Below are 740 nucleotides of genomic sequence, written 5' to 3'. Positions count from 1 at the left end.
TTTCGCAAGCGTACATGTCCTCGAAGGGTGGACCTATTTGATGTCTTCAATGCAGTGCTTTACGAGCTTCGTACGGGCGCTCAATGGCGTCAGTTGCCGCATGATTTTCCGAAATGGCAAACCGTTTACACTTACTTTGCCATGTGGTCAAAACCATTAGCTAATTCGGAATATTCCCTGATTGACCTGCTTTTAAAAAAATTGTCGCTCGAGAGCGATTACGAATGGGACGATCGGTACGAACGTCGTTCGTAATTCTTGATGCGCAAAGCGTCAAAAATACGGCAACACCCCAAAATAAAGGGTATGATGGCGGCAAGAAAATTAGTGGGATTAAACGCCACCTTGCCGTTGATATTAATGGTCTCCCATTCGCGATCCACATTACCACAGCTAATGTCTCCGAACGGGACGGTGCGATCGCTTTACTCGCGTTAAATGAAGAGCAGTTTGATCTTGTTCAGCGAGTGATGGCCGATGGTGGCTATACAGGCGACAACTTCGCCCAGTCGGTCCATGCAATCATTGGTGCAGATGTCATTATCGCCAAACAAAGTGATCTGAAGAACGGTCAAGTAACGCCACAGCGCTGGGTCGTGGAACGTAGTTTCAGTTGGTTAACCAACTGGCGACGGCTTTGGTTCAATTGCGAACGCAAGTTAAATACCAGTAAAGTCATGGTTGCTATGGCCTTTATAGGGATCCTGCTTGCTCGTCAATAGAGACCTCAAACAGCTTCT

Annotated in this window: 1 protein-coding gene; it reads left to right on the top strand. The window is 47.0% G+C overall.

Annotated features, from left to right (window positions below):
- Positions 1-722 (top strand): IS5 family transposase gene (locus KGF65_RS16775; RefSeq protein ID WP_253954482.1). Its coding sequence is split into 2 segments (ribosomal slippage), with 723 coding nucleotides annotated over them: positions 1-202 and positions 202-722; the frame shifts between segments, so codons are not numbered across the junction. This gene is flagged as partial in the annotation.
- Positions 723-740: the final 18 nt, after the last annotated feature.

This window comes from Lactiplantibacillus sp. 30.2.29 (assembly GCF_018991255.1).
Lineage (GTDB): Bacteria > Bacillota > Bacilli > Lactobacillales > Lactobacillaceae > Lactiplantibacillus > Lactiplantibacillus pentosus.
The sequence above is the reverse complement of the archived record's forward strand: the minus strand, read 5'-3'. Positions and strand labels throughout refer to the sequence as shown.